The following is a 22310-nucleotide window of genomic DNA, read 5'->3' on the forward strand; positions in this document are numbered from 1 at the left end:
GGTCTGCTGGGCGGCTTGCTCGGCGGTGACGGCGGCCTGCTGGGTGGTGTCCTGGGCGACGACGGTCTGCTGGGCGGTCTGCTCGGTGGTGACGGCGGCCTGCTCGGCGGCATCCTGGGCGACGACGGCCTTCTGGGCGGCGTCCTTGGCGGTGACGGCGGCCTGCTCGGCGGCGTCCTGGGCGACGACGGCCTTCTGGGCGGTGTCCTCGGCGGTGACGGCGGCCTGCTCGGCGGCGTCCTGGGCGACGACGGCCTGCTGGGCGGTCTGCTCGGCGGTGACGGCGGCCTGCTCGGCGGTGTGCTGGGCGATGGCGGCTTGCTGGGTGGCGTGCTCGGCGGTGACGGCGGCCTGCTCGGCGGCATCCTGGGCGACGACGGCCTGCTGGGCGGCGTGCTCGGCGGTGACGGCGGCCTGCTCGGCGGTGTGCTGGGCGATGGCGGCCTGCTGGGTGGCGTGCTCGGCGGTGACGGCGGCCTGCTCGGCGGCATCCTGGGCGACGACGGCCTGCTGGGCGGTGTGCTGGGCGATGGCGGCCTGCCGGGTGGCGTGCTCGGCGGTGACGGCGGCTTGCTCGGCGGCGTCCTCGGCGACGACGGCCTTCTGGGCGGCGTCCTCGGTGGCGACGGTGGTCTGCTCGGCGGTGTGCTGGGCGACGACGGCCTGCTGGGTGGCGTGCTCGGCGGTGGCGAAGGCGGCCTGCTCGGTGGCGTCCTCGGCAACGACGGCCTGCTGGGCGGTGTGCTCGGCGGCGACGGCGGCCTGTTGGGCGGCGTGCTCGGCGGCGAAGGCGGCCTGCTCGGCGGCGTCCTCGGCGACGACGGCCTGGTCGGTGGCCTGCTCGGCAACGATGGCCTCGTCGGCGGCCTGCTGGGCAACGACGGCCTCGTCGGCAGCCTGCTCGGCTCGCTCGGCGGCGACGGCCCGTTGGCCAACATCCTGCAGCCGGTCACCGACATCCTCGGCGGCCTGACGGGTGGCGCGACGCCGGTGGTCGATTCGCTGACCGGCACCAGCGCCGGCGCGCTGGCCCCGGTGACGGACATCCTGGCGGGCGCCTCCGGTGCCGCGGCGCCGGTGGTCGACACGGTGGCCAACGTGCTGGACGGCGTGGACCACGCCCTGGGTACCAACCTGACCCAGGTCGTGACCCCGATCACCAGCCAGGTCGAGCACACGGTGGGCAACGTGGTGACCCCGGTCGCCAACATCCTGCACGGCCTGCTGGGCTGATCCGGTCACGGACAGTGGACGGAAAAAAGAGAACGAGCAGAAGAAAGGACGGACCGGCAACGGTCCGTCCTCTGAAAGGAACGGTATGAAGACGAATTTCCGGATACTGGCCATCGCGGCACTGGGCGCCAGCCTGGTCGCCTGCGGCACCGGGCCCAAGCAGGGCCGCGACGACGCGACCTACTACTACTCCAACAAGGGGGCGAGCGCGGTCGCCAAGGTCGAGCCGCCGCCCCCGCCGCCGGTGCAGAACGGCCCGGCCGGCGTGTCGAAGATCGTGTACTTCGACTTCGACAAATACGACATCAAGCCCGAGTACCGCAACATCGTCGAGGCGCACGCCAGCTTCCTGCGCAACCGCCCGACGAGCCGCGTCGTGCTCGAAGGCCACACCGACTCGCGCGGTGGCCGCGAATACAACCTCGCGCTGGGCCAGCGCCGTGCCGAAGCCGTGCAGCGCGCCCTGACGCAGCTGGGCGTGCCCGCCGAACGGCTCGAAGCCATCAGCTGGGGCATGGAAAAACCCGCATCGCTTGCCAACACCGAGGAGGGCTACCAGCTCAATCGCCGCGCCGAATTCAGCTACCGCTGAACCAGGGAACTGCGATGCCTTCGATGGCAGCTCCCGGTCTTCCGAGTCATCGCGGCAACGCATGACGAAGAGGGCCGGTTGCCCGTTTTCGACCGGGGCCGAATGATGTCCTTTTCCGATCAGCTCCACGCCTGCCACGAGCGACTCGTCTCGGTGTGCGCGGCGCTGCCGGCGCCATACCCGGCCTTCACGCTGTTCTTCTCGGTGAGCGACGGCACGCAGCGGGCGCACGTGGTGCACACCCGCGCGGCCGTGCTCGAGACCGCCTGGCGCGAAGGCGCCGAGCAGGTCGAGCGCTGGGTGCACGAGCACGGCATCGTCTCGCCCTGGCTGCGCATCGACTGGGTCGAGGGCGCGAGCCCGATCGACTGGGTCCAGTTCAAGGGACAGCTGGCGTCGGTCAAGCGCAACTACTTCCGCCTCGGCCTGGCCTTCGACAAGGACTTCGAGCTCGCGTTCACCGAGCAGGAGCTCAATGCGAACGCGATGCTCAGCGGCGACTCGACCATCGCGCATGCGGTGGTGAACCCGCGCAACTTCGAGCTCTATGCCGATGCGCGCTTCGGCCGCCGGCTCTCGCTCGACCTGCCGGGCGACCAGCCGGTGTTCCTGCTGGCGACCGTGGGCCTGTTCTGCCAGCCCGACGGCGTGGTGCACAAGCTCGTGGGCACGGGGCTCGATGCCGGCCGGCGCCAGCTGCCCGCGCTCAATCCGCAGTCCACGCTCGACCTGGTGCGCAGCGGCGCCTCGTACCTGGCGCGCCAGGTGCAGGCCGACGGCCTGTTCGTCTACGGCTACTTCCCCTGCTTCGACCGGCGCATCCCGACCTACGACGCGATGCGCCATGCGAGCGCGCTCTACGCCATGATCGAGGCATGGGAGATCATGCGCGACGAGACGCTGCGCGCGGCCATCGAGCGCGCGCTCGATCGCCTGGTGCACCACCTGATCCGCGACTACAAGCTCGCCGACGGCCGCGACATCTCGTTCCTGGTCGACACCGGCGGCGAGATCCGCCTGGGCGGCAACGCGGCCTGCGTGCTGGCGCTCGTGAAGTACTGCGAAGCGATGGACACGCGGCGCTGGCTGCCGCTGCTCGACAAGCTCGCGCTCGGCATCTCCTCGCTGCAGGACCCGGCGACCGGCCGCTTCAACCACGTCATCCATGCGAACGACCTGACGCTCAAGCAGGCCTCGCGGATCATCTACTACGACGGCCAGGCCTCCTACGGCCTGCTGCGCCTCTACGGCCTCACGCGCGATCCCCAGTGGCTCGCCGTGGTGGAGAAGGCCTTCGACCATTTCATCGCCAGCCAGCACTGGCAGGCGCACGACCACTGGTTGAGCTGCTGCGTCAACGAGCTCGCGCGCTGGAGCCCGCAGGAGCGCTACTTCCGCTTCGGGCTGCAGAACGTCGCGGGCTACCTCGACTTCGTGCTCGACCGCAAGACCACCTTCCCGACGCTGCTCGAGCTGATGCTGGCCGCGCAGCAGATGCTGCAGCGGCTCGAGGGCATGCCCGCGATGCGGCACCTGCTCGACGAGCTCGACGTCGAGAAGTTCTACCGCGCGCTCGACTACCGCGCGCACTACCTGCTCAACGGCTACTTCTGGCCCGAGATGGCGATGTACTTCCGTCGTCCCTCGACCATCGTCGGCTCGTTCTTCATCCGCCACCACGCGTTCCGCGTGCGCATCGACGACGTCGAGCAGTACGTCTCGGGCTTCGTGGCCTTCCACCGCTACCTGGTGGAGCGTCGCACGCTGCATGGCGCGGGCGCCGGCGCGGTGGCCGGCGGTGGCATCTCGGTCGGACAGGGCGGACCGCGCGACGACGGCGGCACCTGGACCGCGAGCGAGATGGCGCGCGTGACCGGCGGCGAATGGGTGGTGAAGCCCGAGGACGGCTGGCGCGCCAGCGGCGTCGCGCAGCGCTCCTTCCTGCGCAAGGGCCGCGTGGTGTTCGAGAACCAGACGCGCAACGCCAAGGCCCCACTGGCGGCCGTGGCGCTCAAGGGCGTGCTGCAGCCCGCGGCCGCCGTGCTGTGCGTCGATCCCAAGCCACACCTCGACAAGCGCGTGCCGGTGCTCAAGGTGGCCGACCTGCCGCAGGCCGTGCTGCAGCTCGGCACCCATGCGCGCGCCGAGTTCAACGGCGGCGTCTGCGCCGTGGTGGGGCAGGGCGTCGCCGGCGCGACCGTGGCGGCCATGATGGCCAGCGCGCTCACCGTGTGGGGCGAGGTCGGCCAGCCCGAAGGCAGCATCAGCCTGCCGTCGGGCATCGCCTGGAACCTCACCTGCCTGCCGCGCCACGCCGCCTACTGGGTGCTCGACATGAGCCAGTCGCAGCTGCCCGCGTCGACGCAGCTCGTGCGCCCGACGCTCGCGGTGATCACCGGTCCTTCGGCCGCGGCACAGAAGCACCGCGGTCCGGCCGAGGCCGCCGCGCGGCAGGACGCGCGCATCTTCCTCGGCATGACCGCTGGCGACAGCGTGGTGCTGAACCGCGACATGGTCGAGTACCCGGTGTTCGCCGAAGCCGCGGCCGAGCGCCAGCTGCAGGTGGTGAGCTACGGCGAGCACCGCGCGGCCGACGTGCGGCTGGTCTCCTTCGACCATGGCGAGGTGAAGGCGATGGTGGCCGGCGAGCCGCTGCAGCTGCGGCTGAACGCGCCCGGTCGCCACATGGGCATGAGTGCCGTCGCCGGCCTGGCCGCGCTGACCGCGCTGCGGCTGCCGCTGACTGCGGCGGTCGAACCCTTCGCGCAGTTCGAGCCGCCCGGCGGGCGCGGCGCGCTGCACACCATCCACATCGGCGGCGGCAGCTTCAAGCTGATCGACGAGACCTACGACGCCAACCCGAGCTCGATGCGCGCCGCGCTCGAGCTGCTGGCGCAGGCCCCGTGCGAGCCCGCGCGCCGCGTGGCGATCCTCGGCGACATGCAGGAGCTGGGCCCGGCGGCCCAGCGCCATCACCTCGATCTCGAGCCCGAGCTGCTGGCCACGCAGGCCGACCGCGTGCTGCTGTGCGGACCGCTGATGCGGGCCCTGCATGCGCGCATCAGCTCGAAGGTGCGTTCGCACTGGTTCGTCGACGTCTCCGATTTGTCGACCGCGCTGGGCAGCCTGCTGCAGCCGGGCGACTGGGTGCTCGCGAAAAGCTCCGCGGGCGTGGGTCTGTCCCGGCTGGCCCGGGTTTTGAAAGCACTGCCATGACCAGACTGGATGCACTCCTTCATCTGCCCGCGCAGCAGGAGGCCGCCCCGGCGCGCCGCTGGTGGACCCGCTGGGCCCAACTGCTGTGCGCGTGGGTCGTCTGCATGCTGCTGTGCGTCAATGTCGCGATCCTGCTGGACCGGGGTTTGCCCGGAGACGACGAACCCGCGCAGGCCGCGAATACTCGGAAGACGGTCGCTTGCAGCACCGTCGTCCTGCCCACCGAAATCGTCTCGCATCGAGCCGCGACAGGGTCTGACCGACCCCTGACCAAAGCCTCGAATTGCACTGCTTTCTAGAGTGAAATATTGCCTTGTAACAGTCGGGTAACAGTTGATAATGAAGCCGTTGCGTCATCGCCTGACGGGATCGGCTTTCGCCCATGATCAAGTTTCTCCTGCCCACTCAACTGGTCGCCGAGCGGCCCGTGGAGCCCGGTGCCAGTCCCTATGCGGGCGCCCTCCACACCGCGTTTCGTGATGCCTACCCGCTGATCAAGAGCGCGGCCTGGCGCTCCATTCCGATCAGCCTGTTCGGGCTGCTGCCCTCGATCTTCCTGCTGCAGGTCTACGACCGCGTGCTCTCGCGCAGCGGCGTCTCGACGCTGGCGGCGCTGGTCAGCGGCATCCTGTTCTTCCTGTGCATCGAGTTCTGGCTGCGCACGCGCCGTTCGCGCCTGCTGCGCAACGCGGGCGCGATCATCGACCACGGCGTCTCGGGTGCGTTGATGGGCTCCATGCTCGGCCGTCCGCTGCGCGCGCTCGAGGCGCGGCCGGCCTCGGTGTGGCACCTGTACTTCCGCGACGTCGGCTCGGTGCGCGGCACCGTCACCGGCGGCCTCGCGCAATCGATCTTCGACCTGCCGATGGCGGTGTTCGGGCTGGTGGTGATCGGCATCGTCGCGCTGCCGGTGCTGCCGGTGGTGGTGGCCTTCCTCGCGATCCTCTCGTTCCTCGCCTGGTGGTGGGCCGACGAGGTGCGCGCCGGCCGCGTCGAGGAAGTGCAGCGCGGCCGCGGCCTCGACCGCATGACGGCCGAGATCTGCCATGCGCGCGAGACGCTCAAGTCGCAGGCCAACGACGGCCCCATCATCGAGATGTGGCAGAAGACCTACAACGACTGGCTCACCGAGAGCTTCACCAAGAACGGCCAGATCGAGACCGCGCGCGACGGCACCACGGTGCTGCTGACGGTGTTCTCGGTGATCGTGGTCACGGTGGGCGCGATCTCGGTGATGGAGCAGTGGATGACGGTCGGCGGCCTCGTGGCCTCCAACATGCTTGCGCTGCGCGCGCTGCAGCCGATCGCCGGCCTGGTCTCGAACTGGCGCTCGCTGGCCACCGCCAAGGAAGCCGCCAAGCGCCTCGAGACCGTGCTCGGCGAGCCGGTGGAGAAGCCGCCGGTGGGCATGGCCCTGCCGCAGCCGCTGGGCCGCATCACGCTCAAGGACGTGAGCTTCAGCTTCACCGAGAACGCGCAGAAGGCGGTCATCGAGAACCTCGACCTCGACATCGGCCCGGGCGGCCTGCACGTCATCGTCGGGCGCAACGGCGCGGGCAAGTCCACGCTGGTCAAGCTGCTCTCGGGCCTGTACACGCCCACGCACGGCGTCGTCAGCATCGGCGAGTACGACCTCTCGCAGTTCGGCCGCGAGGAGCTGTCGCGCTGGATCAGCTACCTCTCGCAGGAGGTCTACTGGTTCGGCGGTTCGCTGATCGACGTCATGCGCCGCACCGCGCCGGGCCAGAGCGACGAGCAGATCGTCGCGGCCTGCAAGCTCTCGGGCGCGCACGACTTCATCTCGCGGCTGCCCGACGGCTACCGCTCGATGGTGGGCGAGGGCGGCACCGGCCTGTCGGTGGGCGAACGCCGCAAGCTCGCGCTGGCCATGAGCTTCCTGCGCAAGCCCTCGGTGCTGGTGCTCGACGAGCCCAGCAACGACCTCGACTTCCAGAGCGAGCGCGCGCTGCTGGCCACGCTGCTGGCGGTGGCCAAGGTGCGCACCGTGGTGGTGGTCACGCACTCGCTGCGCATCGTCTCGGCCGCCAGCCATGTCTACCACGTGACCGGCGAAGGCTCGGTCGAACAGGGCACGGCCGCGGTGATGGTGCCGAAGCTGTTCGGCGTGAAGAAGGCGCTGGTGGCGCTGCCCGAAGGCGGTGGCGAGGATGGCGAATCCGCCGCCCGCTCGATCGCCTGATGCGCTGAATTTGTTTATGGATTGGACCGATCGACCGATGACCGAGTGCGACGACCGAGTGCCCGCAGGGGAGACGAGATCTTGAAAGCCGATCTGCCGCAGGTCCTGCAGACCGAAGACCAGAAGCGCGCCGCCCAGATCACGCCCGAGGGCCGCCGGCGCCAGTGGCTGCTCGGCGGCCTGATTGGCGTGTTCGCGGTGGTCGGCCTGGGCTTCCCGATGGAGACCGTCGTGGTCGCGCCCGGGCGCGTGATTCCCTCCGACCGCGTGAAGTCGATCCAGCATTTGGAAGGCGGCATCGTCAGCGCCGTGCTCGTGAAGGAAGGCGACCACGTCAAGCAGGGCCAGTCGCTGGTCGAGATCGACCTCGGCGGCAGCGGCCTCAACCTCGAGGAACTGACCGCGCGCTATGCCGCCACCCAGGCCACGCGCGTGCGCCTGCTGGCCGAGAGCCGCGGCCAGCCGCTCAAGCGCGACACCTTCGCCAAGGACATCGACGAAGGCGTGTACGCCGGCGAGACCGGTGCCTACGACGCGCGCGCGCTCGAGCAGCGCGGCGTGATGGCCGGCGCCATCTCCGGCCTCGAGGCCGCGCGCAGCCGGCAGCTCGAGCAGCAGGCCAAGGTCAAGGGCCTGAGCGACCGGCTCGACCTGATGCAGAAGGAGCTCGAGGTGTCCGAGCAACTGCTCAAGGAGAAGCTGGTCGGCCAGGTCGAGGTGCTCGAGAAGCGCCGCCAGGCCGAGGCCGCGCGCAGCGAACTCGCGGTGGCGCGCCAGGGCGTGATCTCGGCCAACGCCGCGATCACCGAGGCGCAGGCCAAGATGGCCGAGGCCGAGGGGCGCTTCCGGCGCCGCGCCTCCGACGAGCTCGCCACCGTCGAGCGCCAGTTCGCGAGCCTGAGCGAGGACCTCGCGCGCGCCCGCACGCAGCGTTCGCGCACCGAGGTCAAGGCGCCGTCGGACGGCATCGTCAAGGGCCTGCGCAGCGGCAGCCCCGGCTGGGTGGTGAAGCCCGGCGAGGCCATCCTCGAGGTGGTGCCCGACAAGGACGAGATCATGATCGAGGCGCGGCTCAATCCGAACGACCGCGGTTTCGTCGAGGTCGGCCAGCAGTCCACGGTCAAGATCACCGCCTACGACTACCTGCGCTACGGCGCCGTCGAGGGCAAGGTCACGCTGGTGGCGGCCGATGCCGACCGCGATCCCGCGATCGCCAACGGCGCACCGTACTACCGGCTCCTGATCAGCACCGACAAGTCCTTCGTCGGCCACAAGGAAAACCGCATCACCGTCGGCATGGAGTCCGAGGTCGACCTCAAGGTCGGCACCGATCCCTTCATCTGGTACATCCTTCGTCCGGTGCTCAAGCTGCGGCGCGAAGCCTTCCGCGAACCATGAAGCGCCGCACGACCAACGGCCGGCGCCCGGCGGGCACCGGCGTGCTGTGCGCGGCGCTGTGCGCCAGCTTCGCGCTGCCGCCCACCGCGATGGCTCAAGAAACGCAGGGGCCCCAGGATCCGCCGCCCTCGCTGATGCTCGCGCGGCGCCTGACGGCGCCCTCGATCGGCACCGCCGGCTACGTGCAGCGCGTGAAGCAGGCGCTGGTCGTGCTGTCACAGGAATACCCCGAGGTGCAGACCGCGCAGGCGGCCGCCAACACCAGCGGCTTCCAGATCGACCAGGCCAAGAAGGCGCGCTATCCGCGCTTCAAGGTCGGCACCTCCTCGGGCAACTACAACAGCGGCGCCGCCAACGCGCAGACCCAGAGCTACAACGTGATCACCGCCGAGGCGCGCATGAGCCTGCTCGACGGCGGCGCGATCAGCGCCTCGATCCGTGCCGCCGAGGCCGGCAACGAGGCCGACGGCCAGGCCGTCACCACCACCTCGCAGAAGGTGGTGCTCGATGCCCTGACCGCCTACCTGCAGGTGCAGCGCTTCGACCTCAAGAAGGAGATCGCGCACCGCTCCACCGAGATCGTGGCCGAGCTCTCGAAGGCCGAGGCGCGCCGCGTCGCGCTCGGCGCCACCGGCGAGAACGACCTCAACATGGCCAGCGCGCGCCGCGCCAGCGTGGCCGCGCGCGAGGCCGACTTCGAGGCCCAGCGCGACGAGGCCATCGCCAAGTTCCGCAGCTACTTCAAGTTCACGCCCATCACGCGCAACCTGCCGGTGCTGGCCGCGCCGCCGCAGTGGCGCATCGATTCGCAGGCCGAAGCGCTGCGCCGCGCCGAGGAACGCAGCACCGAGATCGCCGAGGCCCAGGGCCGCATCAACAAGGCCAAGGCGCTGGTCGAGCAGCAGGAGGCCAGCATCTGGCCCACCGTCGATGCCGTGATCGTGAAGAGCAAGGACCCGCGCGGCGTGTCGCCGCAGGATCCCACGCGCACCGCGCTCGAGCTGAGCTGGAATTTCGGCAGCGGCTTCGACCGGCAGCTGCGCGTGCGCACCGCCATGGCCGAGGTCGAGAACCAGGAAGCCAAGCTCGAGGGCGTGAAGCTCAACCTGTTCGAGCTCACCAGCGCCTCGTGGTCGCGCACCGTCTCGGGCCGCGAGCGCGAGCGCCAACTGATGGAGGCCGTGAGCACCTCGGGCCAGGCCTTCCGCGGCCGTCGCCGCCTGCTCGAGTTCGGCCGCGACACCCTGCCGCAGGTGCTCGATGCCCAGCTCGAGTACTACAACCTGCTGTTCGACTACGTCGATGCCGTGTTCGACCTGCGCGTCAACGAGCTGCGCCTGGCGCGCACCACCGGCGAGCTGCGCATCGATGCCGAGGGCAGCAACGAATGGGTCGACCGCGTCTTCGGCGCGCCGAGCCGCACCGTGCTGACCGAGGACGGCCTGCTGAGCGGCCCGTGCCTGGCGAGCAATTCGACCTGCGCGACCGAAGCGTCGGTGGATCGCTCGCAGAACGCGCAGCCCGTGACCCTGCGGCGCGCCGAGCGCCTGCCGACCACCAACTGACGAAGAGAAAAGGCGGGCGGGCGGCCGGCGCATCAGCGCGCGGCCGCGTGGCCGCTCAGGCGTCTTCCGGAATGCCCGGTTCGCCGTCGAGGATCTGGTACTTGCGCATCTTCTCCCACAGCACCTTGCGGCTGATGCCCAGGTGCTGCGCCGTGTCCTGGCGCTTCCAGTCGTTGATCTCGAGCGCCGCGATGATGCGGTTGCGTTCGCTGCCGTTCCAGCCCTTGCGCTGATCGCCGCCGGCGGCATCGAAGGCACTGCTCGTGCCCACCGCGTTCGCGCCCAGGCCCATGCCGCCGCCCGGCCCGGTGGCCGCGGGCGTGCCGCGGGTCAGCGCGATCGCGCGCTGGATCAGGTGCTGGTCCCAGCTGTGCAGCTGCCGCGCGATCACGCCCACGCGTTCCGCGAGGTTGCGCAGCTGGCGCACGTTGCCGGGGAAGTAGGTCTCGGCCACCGCGTCGCTGAGCCAGTGCGGCGTTTCGCCGAGCACCTCGAGCTGGTCGCCCAGCACGTTGGCCAGCAGCGCCTTGAAGATCGCGATCTTGTCGATCTCGCCGCGCTCCTCGAGGCTGGGCACGTGCAGCTCGATCACCGCGAGGCGGTAGAACAGGTCGGCGCGGAATTCGCCGCTGGCCACCATCTCGCGCAAGTTGCGGTTGGTCGCCGCCACCAGCCGGAAGTCGACCCGGATCGGCGAGGTTGCGCCGAGCCGCGTGACCGCGCCGTCCTCGAGCACGCGCAGCAGCTTCACCTGCTGGTACTTCGGCAGATCGCCGATCTCGTCGAGGAACAGCGTGCCGCCCGTGGCCTGCTCGAAGTAGCCGCGGTGCGCATGCACCGCGCCCGTGAACGAGCCCTTGGCATGGCCGAAGAACAGCGACTCGAACAGCCCGTCGGGAATCGCGCCGCAGTTCACCGCCACGAACGCGCCCTTGCTGTAGTTCTGGTGGCCCAGGTGCAGCTGCTGCGCGATGCGTTCCTTGCCCACGCCGGTCTCGCCGCGCACCAGCACGCTGTGGTCGCAATCGGCGAAGGCATTGACCTCGGCCAGCAGCGACTTCATCGCTTCGGAGTGCGCCACCAGCTCGTCGAGCGGCTGCGGCGCCACGTCGCGCGCGCGCAGTTGCCGCACCAGCTTCGCGACCATCGTGCGCAGTTCGGCGCAGGTGAAGTCGTAGGGCAGCACGTGCAGGTACTCGGGCGGATAGGTGCGCGAGTCGCGCTCGCGCGAAGCCGCCGCGACCCAGATCACCGGCATGCCCTGCAGCAGCTCGGTCGCCTGCGGCAGCCCGCCGCCATCGATGACCGTGACGCTGATGATCGCCACCGACGGCCGCATCGCCGCCGTGCGGTCCTGCGAAGGCGGGGGCATGCCGTCGGCCCGGATCACCTCGACATCGAAGCTCGCCATGCAGCGGGCGATGCGGTCGAGGATGTCGGCCTTTCCTTCCCAGACAAAGAGGTCGAGTTCGTCGAAATTGGGGGCAGAACTCATGCTATTGGATGAAGCGCTGAATCAAGGAACAAGCTCGCTTGGAAGGTTCGTCGTGGGGAGGAGAGAGACATCAGTAGACGAGTACAGCACCTCGGTTGCACGAAAGGCGGCCTGAGACTTCGGTTTTCGACAGGTCGATTCCGAGCATTTCGAGCAGGTAGTTGGCCGCGGGGTCCAACAACGGGCCCAGCGCATTTTTCACCAGGTTTTGCAGCGTTGTGAGCAAGCCGCTGATGAGGTTCAGCGTGCCACCGAGCAGGGAGCCGAGCAGGCCGCTGTTGTCACTCGAGTACGGACGGATCTGGATACCACCCAGAGTCGCCGCGAGGCTGCTCACGACCGATTGCGAAGTGATGGCCTTGTACGACGGATCGACCGTACCGTCGAAGGGCGGAGCGTCGATCTCCGGCAGGTTTTCCGGAGCCGGCGCACGATAGACCAGTGGATTGGCGGTGCCGGTGCCCCCCACGGGGGAATTGATCGTCAGGCCCAGGCCCGAGACCACGGTCTTCTTGCCATTGGCTTTACCGTCCACGAAGTTGCCGGCCGCGTTCTTCCACTTCTCGCCCGAGCAGAGAAGGGGACCGAGGATGCTCAGCAGGCAGGAGTCGTAGCGCGCCTCCTGATAGCCGATCTCGACCACGGGAACCGGTGCCGCGGTAACGGGGGCGGAGGAGGAGAAGACCGTGTCCGAAACCTTGCCGACGTTGACCTGTGCAATGCTCGTATTGGCCTGCACGTCGAGTTCCTTGCTCGTGTCGGTGGTGCAGGTGTGGCCCGTCACATACGCCTCGCCGTTGCCCGAGCTGATCGCGACGTCGATCGGCGCGGGCAGTGCATCGGCATAGAGCACCTTCGAGACAGGACAGCTGTTGCCGCCGCAGATGATGCCGCCAACCAGCTGGCCCACGATGTTGCCGAGGTTGAGGGAGGCCACCGTATTGATGAAGTTGATGATCGGCGACAGCGCGGCGAGCACGGCCGACGCGATCTGGCTCACGACGTTGGTGAGGCTGGTCAGGTTCAATGAGATCAGCGTGCGGATCTGCGAGGTTCTCACGTAGATCCCGTAGGGATCGGCGGCGCCGGTGCCAGGACCCGTGCCTGGCTTGATGAGGTTTGGATTGCCGATTGCTGAAACTTGCGGCGGCTCGACAATCCGTATCTTCACGCTGGCAGTGATACCGGCAAGCGACGGAATGTTGAGATCAACCGATGCGGCGCTCTTGCCGCTCGCCAGTTGCACGACGCCGTTGACGAGTTGGAAGAGCTGCAGGTCGGATTTCAGGCCGCCGGCCTCGGTGCCGGTTTCGATGTTGAGGAGGTCGGCGAGCTTGATGAGCGGCTTTGCGCCGGGTCCCGTGGCCGCCACGTGCAGCTTGTCCAGGGCCTTCAGCACTACATCCAGCGTCTGGCCGCTTTTCTTCAGCGCGGTAATCATTGCATCCAGCAGCGTGCCCACTTCGACCTCGGTGTTGAGAACCTGGTCGTAGCCGCCAGCTGTGATCTTGAGCGAGATCTTGAGCTGGTCGAGAAAATCCAGCAGCTTGATGTCGGTGTTGAGCAGGCCGTTCCAGCCGACCGCATCGATGTTGAGGCTGCCGCCGAGCAAGCCGCCAACCACGGCATTGAGCAATGGGGATTTGGCGTCATTGACGCTGACCAGCGTGTTGCGCACCGTCAGCGACGCCAGCGGTTGTTGTTGCGCGGCAAGCGCCTCGACGGTGATCGCGCGTTGCGCATTGCCTGGCAGCAGCGGCAGCAGCAGGGACGGTGTGCGCGTCAGGGTGACCAAGACGGCGTTGAGTTTCTGTCCTGCATTGGGTGCGCCGAAATGCCGCGGTGTGGTGCGTGCCGGATCGAAGTGACCACACGACACTTCCGTTTCGGCCACCCGAGGCAGACCCGGCAGGATGTTGACATTGGCGTTGGTGGCAGCGGCGCGTTGCGCCGAGGCGCAGTCGCTGGGCCCCAATGCCTGCGCACCCGCCAGGGCGGCGAGGTCCGCCGTCTTCTGGAGTTCGCGCTTGACGAAGAAGAGATAGCCGAGTTCGCTGCCGATCAGCGTGATGACGATCAGGCTGAGGGCGATCGCGAGATTGACGACGATGGAGCCGCGTACGTGCGCCCGGGGGCGCACCGGTCTTGGAAGACGGGAGGGCCTGTGGCAGGGCTGGGTTGGGTTCATGGCGTCCTCACAATCTCAAAAGCGCGCCTGTCGCGCTGCTTCGCAGTTGCTGCGGCATCCATCTGGTGTCCAGGATCGACACCGTTGGAAGCAGCCTGCTGTCGCCCGTATAGGGATAGGTGACCGTGACAGCGACCTGGGCCGATGTGCTGGTGCCGGTGATGGCGATGGTGACCTTCTGGGTGATCCAGGTGCGCCGATTGGTGGCGGTCAGCGGCACGACCAGCGATTGCTCCAACGAGTCCACCACGGCGGTGCGGATGGTCGACTCGAACACGGCGGGGTTCGAGGAACGGAAGGACGTGGCGGCGCGGATACCTTCCTCCGCGGATCGCGCGACGACCTGCTGGGTATAGAACAGCGCCCCGAAGGTCGCGAGGCCGTACAGGATGAGAAAGAGAAAAGTGAAGGTCAGTGCGAACTCGATCGCTGCCAGGCCGTGCTGGCAACGGCGCGAGACGCATTGGAGCCGAGCGATGCGGCGAGCCGTCATGGCGTCCTCGCATCCAGCAGTATGCTGGCTTGCCCGATCAGGACGCTCGGCAGTGCGAAATTGGGCATCGGTGGCAATACCAGCCCGAGATCGCGAGTCTGGATGGTGACGGTCACGCGGCAACGCTGGCTCCACGTGAGTCCGCAGTTCGACACATCGCAGGAGCCCGTATCCGCCGCGCAAATCTGGGCGCTGACACTCGGTGTCTTGTTGCCTGGCATCCAGCTGACCCGGGCGGTCGCCACGTTCACTGCCTGTTGGCGTCGGGTCTCGAAGTCGGGCTGATAGCGCAGTGCGGCGCGGGCGCCATCTTCTGCGGCATTTTGAAGGCCGAGACGGAATGCGAACAGCATTCCATAGCAGAGGGCGCCATAGAGCAGCGCGAATGCGAGCAGGAACACGAAGGCGAACTCCACCGCGTACGCACCCCGCTGCGCGCATGCGCGAGCCGACTGTCTGCGCGCGGATGTCATCGTTGCTCCCTTGCCGGTAATCGATCCGGGGCTCAGCGGGAGCCGCCGGAGGAGGAACTGCCGCCCTTCTCGCTCACGGTCGAGTTGAGCCGCTCGGGGATCGGAAACTCGAAGCTCTTGAGATAGCGCTCGTAGCTACGACCCGCCACGCTGCCGGTAATCGGCCTTGGCGTGCGCGAGGCGATTTCGCCGCTACGCTGCCAAGCCAGCAGATTGAGAGTCGCATCGCCTACTTGCAGCGGCGGGACGTACTCGTCCTCTTCCTCGGGCTTGGCCAACTGCGCTTCCTGAGCGGCCGCTGCCGTAGGGGCTGGCTCGGCGGCCTTGGCCGTCGGGGCGTCCGGAACGGTCACGGTGGTGACGGACTTGGGCTTCGCTTCGTCCGGTTTGGCCGCGTCCGGCTGTGCCGATGCGGTCAGTGGCGCAAGAAGCAGCATTGCGGCCAAAGCGCAGGCGGACAGGGCGGTGACCTCGCCGATGGATCTGTAGTTCATGGGGTACCTCGTGAAGTCGTGTTCGAGGAGGCCGCAGCTTCCGCGGCCCCGGCGGTGGGATTGAGCTGGTTGGCGGTCCGTGCGCCGCCCATGCCCGCCCAGCGAGACGCCTTGAGCGCGAGCGGTGCGGTGATCGCTTCGTCGCGGATCGCCACCGGCGAGACTTCGGTGGGCATCTCTGCGGAGACCGTCGTGGTCGCCGAGACGGCAGCCGCGGGGGCCGCCTGGCCGCGCATCTGCATCGCGGCTGTACGCACAGCCTGGCGCGTGGCTTCGGGCATGCGGTTCGCGTCCATCAACGCGAGCGCCTGATCGCGCTGGTTCGTCAGTTCGAGGTAGAGCGCAAGATTGGCCTGGGCCTGCGTGCTGTCGGGGCGCAACTGCAACGCCTGCATCAGGGGCAGCCGCGCTTCCTCGTACTGGCCTGCACGCAGGCTCGCGTAGCCGAGGTCGCTCAGCAGCAGACCGTCGGTGGGCGTGCGGCGTTGTGCCTGACGCAGCAACTGGGCCGACTCGGCGAAGTTGCCACGCTCTCCGGCAATCAGGCCCAGGCCGCGGTAACCGGCGCTTTCGAGCGGCGTGCCCATCAGGCGCTTGTAGGCCGTTTCCGCTGGGGCGGCCTGACCGGTCTGGCGCAGGGCATCCGCACGCACCCGCGTCGAGTCCGGCGTGACACCCCAGCGCTGTTCGAGCGCATCGATGTGGGCCAGGGAGGCGAACCACAAGCCCTGCTGCTGCATCTGGCTCACGAGCTGCAGGTAGGTCGCCTGAGTGTCGATGTTGGCGCCTGCCTTGGTTTCGCTCGCCGTCTCGAAGGCCTGCCGCTGCTGGGCCTCTTCGGCGGCTGCGTAGTGGTCCTTGGTGGCGGCGCAGCCGGCGAGCACGAGGACCAGCCCCGCCGTTGCGGACGCCATCGCCATGCGCGCGACGGGTGCATGCCAGTGGATACGGGCGAAGGATTTCATTTGCCGATGCTCCCCAGTGAACGGAAGATGGCGATGAAGCCCGGGCCCGCCGTCACGATCACGAGTGCGGGCAGGAGCGTGGTGACCATGATCCCGGTCATCTTGACGGTGATCTTTCCGATCCGTTCCTTCATTTCGGAGCGGCGGTGCTCGCGCAGGCGCTCGCTGAAGACGCGCATCGGCTCCTGCACCGCGCCGCCGTGGCGGTCCACCTGCACCAGCAGTGCGACCAGGCCACGCAGGTTCTCGTTCTTGTGCAGCGTGGCCAGGCGCTGCAAGGAATGCTCGCGGGTGCGGCCCTGCGAGTATTGGCGATTCGCAATCGCCAGTTCGTAACCCAGCACGTGCAACACATGCGAGAAGTCGGACGCCATGATTTGCAGGCTCTGGTCCAGGCTCAGGCCCACCCCCTGGAGCAGCTTGAGCAGGTCGACGAACAGGGGCAGTTCGCGCGCCACCCGTTCGCGCCGTTGAGCAGCAAACCGGCCCAGTACCCACTTCGGCCCCATGAACCCGACAACGAACAGTGCGGCCATGATCATCGCGACGGTCGACCGCGAATAACCCTCGACCCAGAACAGCATGGCCGAAACCGGCAGCAATACCGCAAGCGTCAGGCGGGTGACCAGAAAGATGAGTTGCGCGCGCTGCGACGGCAGGCCGCATTGATCGATGAGGTCCCGGTCCTCGTTGGCAACCAAGGCCCGGCCGATGCGCGAGTTGAGCCAGTGAAACGGCAACTCCACGTCGGGCTTGTCCTGAAACCCCAGGTCCGGCTCCGCCTGGGCAACACCGGTGGGCAGCACGACCGTGCCCTGGTGGATCGCGCGTTCGATCGCCTGGCCGCTGCGCGCACGCCGCAGCTCTGTCGCGATCAGAGCACCCGCGGCGATCAAAAGGCCGAGTGCCAGCAGCGCGAGACTCAAGGTTGTCAGTGCGGCAGATGTCATCGTCATGTGAGCCTCGCCAGCCGATAGAGCAGGGCGCCTCCCAGCAGTTGGAGGCCGACCGCCAGGAGGACCATCATGCGGCCCGAGCCATCGTTCCACATGCCAAGGAAATAGTTCGGGTTGTTCGAGATCAGGAAGGCACCCACGCCCACCGGCAACAAACCGAGAATCCACGCCGACAAGCGGGTCTCGGCCGACATGGCGGCCAGTTCGTGTTCGGCCTGCTCACGGTCGCGCATGAAGTTGCTGACCCGCTCGAGCAGCAGGTCGGCACGTCCACCGTAGCGAACACCCAATCCGAGGATCGAGGCCAGCAGGTACATCTCTTCGATCCGAACGTTGGTCGCCGTCTGATGCAGTGCGCGATCGAGGTCCACGCCCGCACGAACCAGGGAGGCCGAGCGTTCGAGGTGACCGCGTAGCGGGTCCTGCGTGCTGCCGATCGCGAGCTGGAAGGAGGCCTGGGTCGAATTGCCGATCGTGATCAGGCGCACCATCGCATCGATGTATCCAGGCAACTGGCTCACCAGGGTGCGCCGCATCTTCTGGATGCGAAGCCAGATGGCAAACGAGGAACCCAGCAGCAGCAAGGCCAGCGCGGCCAGCGCGGCGACCCAGCCCCCGAACAGGCCAACCACGATCGATCCAACGACGATTACGACGACGATGAGCGCGAGGGTTCTCGGTTCGATCACGCCCAGCAACCAGCCGGGCATCGCCGTATCCAGCCAGCCCTTGTGCTGCGTGGCCGCCGCCGTCGCCTCGGTCTGAAGCCACGGATCGGTCATGAGTCCGGATGTGAGATTGTCGACCGGTGCGCCGCTTCGGCTCGTTGCCGAAGCCGACGATCCTGGCACCGCAGGAGCGTTGCTCGCCTGAATCTGCAGGTCCAGGTGCCGGCCGACCGTCTGCCGCGATTGCCGTGTTCTTGCCCACTGCCAGAGCAAGAGTCCGCCAGCTGCCATCAGCAATGCCACGACGGCCGCGCCGAGCAGAATGACTTCACGCACGATGATCTCCCTGGGCGCCCCGCGTGAACGCCTGCCTGAATCGTGTGATCTTCGGCGAGTGCGGCGCGATGCCCAGCGACACCCAGCGGTCCTTCTCCTCGCCGTCGGGCGTGACGACCGGCTCGTAGCGATACAGCTCCTGCATCGCCACCACGTTGTCGTTCACGCCCGTCACCTCGCTCAGCGAGATGATGCGGCGCTGCCCGTTCGACATCCGGCCGATCTGCACGATGAAGTCGATGGCGCTCGCGATCTGCCTGCGCAGGCTCACCTCGCTGCCCTGGTAGCCCGCGAAGCCCGCGAGCATCTCGAGCCGGTAGAGGCATTCGCGCGGCGAGCTCGCGTGGATCGTGCCCATCGAGCCTTCGTGGCCGGTGTTCATCGCCTGCAGCATCTCGATCACTTCGGCGCCGCGCACTTCGCCCACGATGATGCGGTCGGGCCGCATGCGCAGGCTGTTGCGCAGCAGGTCGCGGATCGACACCACGCCCTGGCCGTCGAAGCCGCCCGGGCGGCTCTCGAGCCGCACCACGTGGCTGGTGCTCAGCGAGAGCTCGGCCGTGTCCTCGATGGTGATCACGCGCTCGCGGGCCGGAATGAAGCTCGCCAGCGCATTGAGCAGAGACGTCTTGCCCGAGCTGGTGCCGCCGCTCACGAGCACGTTGCAGCGCGCGCGCACCGCGATCTCGAGCAGTTGCGCCATGCCTGCATCGAAGGTGCCGAGCTTGACCAGGTCGGCTGGCGTGAGCGGCTCCTTGCGGAACTTGCGGATCGAGACCGACAGGCCGTCGATCGCGAGCGGCTCGATGATCACGTTGATGCGCCCGCCATCGGGCAGGCGCGCGTCGACCATCGGGTTGGCTTCGTCGAGCCGGCGTCCCAGCGGTGCGAGGATGCGGCGCACGATGCGCATCACGTGCTCGGAGTCGGCGAAGCGCAGGGTCTCGCGCTCCAGCATGCCGTGGCGCGAGACGTAGACGTTCTGGTAGCCGTTGATCAGGATGTCTTCGACCGCGGGATCGTTGAGCAGGTCTTCCAGCGGGCCGAAGCCCGCGAGTTCCTTGGTGAGCGCATCCGAGATGAGCTGCATCTCGCGGTCGTTGATCGGCACGCGGCGCAGGCGCACGAAGCTGTCGACCTCGAGCTCGACGAACTGCTGGATCGAGGCGCGCGACCAGCGGCCGAACTCCGCGCCCAGCTCCTCGATGCGGCTGAGCAGGTGATCGTGCGTCCAGCTCTTGATGTCCTGGAACTGCTGGGAGCCGACGAACGCCTGGTCGTCGTCTGCGAATTCGATATCGGTGGACATGGGCTGTTCAACCTTGGGTAGGGCTCTTCCGGAAGCCGGTGACCTTCGACATCAGCGCCGTCCAGCGCGGATCCTTCGCCGGTTGCTGGGGAGAGCCAGAGGTGTATTCCTGATGCAGGCCACGCGCGAGACCGGCGATGGCCTGCGAGTAAGCGTCGTTGCGTGCGGTGCGCACCAGCATTTCGCCGTGGCTCGAGGCCGCCAGCAGCTGCGTGCTGCGCGCGGGCAGCACGTGACGCAGCGGCAGTTCGAGCCGCTCCGCGATGTCCTTGGCCGCGAGGCCGACGTGGCTGTCGAACTTGTTGACCACCAGCGACATCTGGTCGGTCTCTATGCCGCGCGTGCGCAGTTCCTTGAGCATGTTCGCGGTGGAGACGATGGCGCCGATGCTCTGGTCGCAGACGACCCAGCAGCGCTGCGCTTCCTTCGCGGTCTGCGCCACGAAGTCGATGGTCGAGAAACCGCCGAGGTCGGCGATCTGGAAATCGAAGAAGTCGCCGAGCCGCTTGATCAGCGCGACCGAGTCGGCATGCGAAACCTCGCGCATCTGCGCGAGGTTCGCGGGCAGCGGCAGTACCGCCACGCCGCTGGTGTGATGGGCGAGCGCGGTGTGCAGCAGGGTCTGGTCGAGGCGGCGCAGGTTGCGCACGCCTTCCACGAAGCTGAATCCGCTTTGCGTGTCGAGGTAGAGCAGGCCGTCGCGCGCGGGCAGGCCGAGGTCGAGCAGGGCGACACCATGTCGCGCGCTGCGCCCCGGCGCCTTGACAGGTGCCTGTGCCAGCAGGTCGTTGAGCATCAGCGACAGGCTGGTCGCGAGCGTGGTCACGCCGATGCCCGGCCGCGCGCCGAGCAAGGCGAGCGTGCAGCCGCGCGTACCGCTTTGCAGGCTGCTGCGGCGGTCGAGAAGCTTGCGCAGCGTGTTGACTGCATCGGCGGGCGGCGCGGCCATGTCGACGAAATCGTCCACGCCGGCGCGCAGCGCGGCCAGCATCGAGGCCGGTTCCGCCGACACGCCCGTGGCCAGCACCGGCAATGCCTGCCAGTCGCGCTTCAGGCGCTGGTGCAGTTCGCTCGCGGCCTGTGCGTGGTCGCCGGAGAAGTCGAGAAAGACGGCCACCGGGCCGAGCAGGGCGATGCGTTCGTCGATCGACTTGATGTCGGTCGACAGCACCACCACCGTGCCCAGCTTGCCGAGTGCGTCGGTCAGCCACGTGATGTGGCCGATGTTCGGCGAGGCGAAGAGATAGGTCTCTGCGCCGGTCTCGGGGAGGCTGTCGCGGGGGGCGTTCATGGCGTCTGCCACAGGGCGTGCGTGACTGGTTTCCATCAACGCGAGAAGCCCGGCACCGTCGTGCCGGACGCCGGCCCTAGCAGGTGCGAGCGCCACACGGGGCCGTCGCGCTGCTCGGCGCCGCCGGGCAGGTAGGGGGTGAGGTCGGTGTCGCGGGCGATGGGCTTCACGAGGTGCGGCGTCACGAGGATCACCAGCTCCTTCTCGTTCATCTGGTACTTGTTCTGCTTGAAGAAGGTACCGAGCACCGGAATGTCGCCAAGCAGCGGCACCTTGTCCGCGTTCGAGGTCGTGGTGCGGCTCACGAGGCCGCCGATGATGAAGCTCTCGCCATCGCCGAGTTCGACCGTGGTGTCGGCGCGGCGTGTGCTGATGGCCGGCACGGCCACGCCGCCGATGCTCAGCGAGTTGGTGTAATCGAGATCGCTGGCCTCGGGTGCCACCTTGAGAACGATGCGTTCGTTCGACAGCACGGTGGGCGTGAGCGTGAGGCCGATGCCGAAAGGCTTGTATTCGATGCTGGTGGTGCCCAGTCCTTGCGGTGCGGGCACCGGCAGTTCGCCGCCGGCCAGGAAGCTCGCGCTCTGACCCGAAAGCGCTACAAGCGTCGGTTCGGCGAGCACGCGCGCCATGCCGTTGCCTTCGAGAAAGCCGACGTTCAGGCCGATGCCGGCCTTGCTGAAGTTGAAGAGCAGACTGAAGGCCTGCGCCAGCGGATTGTTTTGATCACTGTTGATGGCGCCGTTCGACGCGAAGGTCGCGGACTTGAGCGACGAGGGCGTGAACACGCCGAAGCTGAAGCCGTTGGAATTGGCGCGCGTACTGAAGATGTTGAGGCCGGCCTGCTTGAGCACGCTGCGATTGAACTCGACGACCTTGACCTCGACCTGAACCGTGTTGCTGCGCACGTTGACCACTGAGCGGTCGGTCAGGACAGTTTTCTCGCCGCCCGAGGCCATGGCCGCGTCGCGTGCTTCCTGGTGGGCGGTCATGCTGTCGAGCGAGCCGGTCAGGGTGGCCCCGCGGCGACGGATTTCGAGTGCATAGACCGTGGCCGCGCTGCGGCCCTTTTCCCAGACCATGAGCGTGGTGCGGCCAGCCGATTTGCCCGTCACGATCAATCGCGCGGCCGGCGAGTTAGGCGTCTGCCGGGTCAAGGCAACACCTGCCACCGTTTCGTCGGCGATCGCCATGCGATCGATCCCCTTGGGGATCAGCAGTTCGCGCTGCGTGCCGGCCTCGAGACGAACGGGTGTCGGCGCGATCTGGGCGACGGCCTGCGGTGCGTCGGCTGCGGAAGCCAGCGACGATGCACCTGGCGCCATCAGGCACAACGCGACGAGCGTCGGGCGCAGGTTGAAGGCGGGGCCGGTCTGTCTCGCACGGAGAAGGAGCGTCATGGTGTTTTTTTCCTGCAGGGATTGCATGTGCTGGCGCT

17 protein-coding genes and 1 pseudogene are annotated in these 22310 nt (G+C 68.0%); 7 read left to right on the top strand and 11 right to left on the bottom strand.

Translation table 11 applies throughout. The features are described from left to right. The 7 genes and pseudogenes from AC07RV_RS35630 to AC07RV_RS35660 all read left to right on the top strand — a co-directional run. Positions 1–1233: pseudogene (locus tag AC07RV_RS35630) on the top strand (hypothetical protein); the annotation flags it as partial. An 85-nt stretch (positions 1234–1318) separates the two neighbouring features. Next, a complete protein-coding gene (gene pal, locus AC07RV_RS35635) occupies positions 1319–1825 on the top strand; it encodes a peptidoglycan-associated lipoprotein Pal (protein ID WP_093347731.1) in 507 nt (168 codons plus the stop codon). Positions 1826–1930: 105 nt separating this feature from the next. Then, positions 1931–5041: a glutamate ligase domain-containing protein gene (locus AC07RV_RS35640; RefSeq protein ID WP_296788017.1), complete on the top strand. Its 3111-nt coding sequence runs from the start codon at positions 1931–1933 to the stop codon at positions 5039–5041. Beyond that, positions 5038–5340 (top strand): hypothetical protein, encoded by a 303-nt coding sequence (locus AC07RV_RS35645; protein WP_143129249.1) that lies wholly within the window; start codon positions 5038–5040, stop codon positions 5338–5340. The genes AC07RV_RS35640 and AC07RV_RS35645 overlap by 4 nt, the downstream gene beginning before the upstream one ends. Before the next feature lie 83 nt (positions 5341–5423). After that, a complete protein-coding gene (locus AC07RV_RS35650; protein WP_208511239.1) occupies positions 5424–7241 on the top strand; it encodes a peptidase domain-containing ABC transporter in 1818 nt (605 codons plus the stop codon). Between the two features lie 81 nt (positions 7242–7322). Further along, positions 7323–8639 (top strand): HlyD family type I secretion periplasmic adaptor subunit, encoded by a 1317-nt coding sequence (locus AC07RV_RS35655; protein ID WP_093347724.1) that lies wholly within the window; start codon positions 7323–7325, stop codon positions 8637–8639. After that, positions 8636–10204 carry a TolC family protein gene (locus AC07RV_RS35660; RefSeq protein WP_208511240.1) on the top strand — a complete coding sequence of 523 codons (1569 nt, stop codon included), beginning with the start codon at positions 8636–8638 and terminating at the stop codon, positions 10202–10204. The genes AC07RV_RS35655 and AC07RV_RS35660 overlap by 4 nt, the downstream gene beginning before the upstream one ends. 55 nt (positions 10205–10259) lie before the next feature. Here AC07RV_RS35660 and AC07RV_RS35665 read toward each other — a convergent pair whose 3' ends face one another. The 11 genes from AC07RV_RS35665 to AC07RV_RS35715 all read right to left on the bottom strand — a co-directional run bounded on the left by AC07RV_RS35665 (position 10260) and on the right by AC07RV_RS35715 (position 22272). After that, positions 10260–11699: a sigma 54-interacting transcriptional regulator gene (locus tag AC07RV_RS35665; protein WP_296788026.1), complete on the bottom strand. Its 1440-nt coding sequence runs from the start codon at positions 11697–11699 to the stop codon at positions 10260–10262. A gap of 70 nt (positions 11700–11769) precedes the next feature. Further along, the gene (locus AC07RV_RS35670; protein WP_296788029.1) at positions 11770–13887 is read right to left on the bottom strand and encodes a TadG family pilus assembly protein; all 2118 of its coding nucleotides are present in this window, start codon (positions 13885–13887) and stop codon (positions 11770–11772) included. A 7-nt stretch (positions 13888–13894) separates the two neighbouring features. Next, the gene (locus tag AC07RV_RS35675) at positions 13895–14380 is read right to left on the bottom strand and encodes a TadE/TadG family type IV pilus assembly protein (RefSeq protein ID WP_296788032.1); all 486 of its coding nucleotides are present in this window, start codon (positions 14378–14380) and stop codon (positions 13895–13897) included. Beyond that, on the bottom strand, positions 14377–14853 hold the full coding sequence (locus AC07RV_RS35680; RefSeq protein WP_296788035.1) for a TadE/TadG family type IV pilus assembly protein: 477 nt from the start codon (positions 14851–14853) through the stop codon (positions 14377–14379). Before AC07RV_RS35680 ends, AC07RV_RS35675 begins: the two co-directional genes overlap by 4 nt. 32 nt (positions 14854–14885) lie before the next feature. After that, positions 14886–15347, bottom strand: coding sequence for a DUF3613 domain-containing protein (locus AC07RV_RS35685; protein WP_296788037.1), 462 nt, complete (start codon positions 15345–15347; stop codon positions 14886–14888). Continuing rightward, the gene (locus AC07RV_RS35690) at positions 15344–16312 is read right to left on the bottom strand and encodes a tetratricopeptide repeat protein (protein WP_296788040.1); all 969 of its coding nucleotides are present in this window, start codon (positions 16310–16312) and stop codon (positions 15344–15346) included. The genes AC07RV_RS35685 and AC07RV_RS35690 overlap by 4 nt, the downstream gene beginning before the upstream one ends. Continuing rightward, a complete protein-coding gene (locus tag AC07RV_RS35695; RefSeq protein ID WP_296788043.1) occupies positions 16309–17268 on the bottom strand; it encodes a type II secretion system F family protein in 960 nt (319 codons plus the stop codon). The genes AC07RV_RS35690 and AC07RV_RS35695 overlap by 4 nt, the downstream gene beginning before the upstream one ends. Beyond that, positions 17265–18272, bottom strand: coding sequence for a type II secretion system F family protein (locus tag AC07RV_RS35700; RefSeq protein WP_296788045.1), 1008 nt, complete (start codon positions 18270–18272; stop codon positions 17265–17267). Before AC07RV_RS35700 ends, AC07RV_RS35695 begins: the two co-directional genes overlap by 4 nt. Then, the gene (locus tag AC07RV_RS35705) at positions 18265–19581 is read right to left on the bottom strand and encodes a TadA family conjugal transfer-associated ATPase (RefSeq protein ID WP_296788048.1); all 1317 of its coding nucleotides are present in this window, start codon (positions 19579–19581) and stop codon (positions 18265–18267) included. Before AC07RV_RS35705 ends, AC07RV_RS35700 begins: the two co-directional genes overlap by 8 nt. 7 nt (positions 19582–19588) lie before the next feature. Beyond that, on the bottom strand, positions 19589–20872 hold the full coding sequence (locus AC07RV_RS35710) for a CpaE/TadZ family protein (RefSeq protein ID WP_296788049.1): 1284 nt from the start codon (positions 20870–20872) through the stop codon (positions 19589–19591). 35 nt (positions 20873–20907) lie between these two features. Next, positions 20908–22272: a type II and III secretion system protein family protein gene (locus AC07RV_RS35715; protein ID WP_296788050.1), complete on the bottom strand. Its 1365-nt coding sequence runs from the start codon at positions 22270–22272 to the stop codon at positions 20908–20910. Positions 22273–22310: the final 38 nt, after the last annotated feature.

This window comes from Variovorax sp. GW821-FHT09B01 (assembly GCF_059418345.1).